The sequence below is a fragment of the Pleomorphomonas sp. JP5 genome (assembly GCF_023721815.1).
GTDB lineage: Bacteria > Pseudomonadota > Alphaproteobacteria > Rhizobiales > Pleomorphomonadaceae > Pleomorphomonas.
Map to the genome: position 1 here is coordinate 1 of NZ_JAMDLI010000028.1, position 328 is coordinate 328.

2 tRNA genes are annotated in these 328 nt (G+C 57.9%); both read left to right on the forward strand.

Going from position 1 to position 328, the window contains the following annotated elements:
* Positions 1-136 precede the first annotated feature (136 nt).
* Positions 137-213 (forward strand) — tRNA-Ile (locus M4J40_RS22360).
* A 31-nt stretch (positions 214-244) separates the two neighbouring features.
* A tRNA-Ala gene (locus M4J40_RS22365) sits at positions 245-320 on the forward strand.
* Positions 321-328: the final 8 nt, after the last annotated feature.

Below are 328 nucleotides of genomic sequence, written 5' to 3' on the forward strand. Positions count from 1 at the left end.
TGCCGCTCATGGTATCCGGAGGTCCTTTCGGCCCTAGCGCCGGCTTCGTTTCTCTTTCTTCCACGGATGTGTTCGGTAGATCCGATCGGCTGACCTTTTGGGTTACCGGTCAATGGGATCCGCAAGGGTCCCGTGATGGCCTGTAGCTCAGGTGGTTAGAGCACACGCCTGATAAGCGTGAGGTCAGTGGTTCGAGTCCACTCAGGCCAACCAATCCTTTCGGGGTTTGGTGAGGTGACGGAATGGGGCCATAGCTCAGTTGGGAGAGCGCTAGCTTTGCAAGCTTGAGGTCGTCGGTTCGATCCCGTCTGGCTCCACCAGTTCCTGG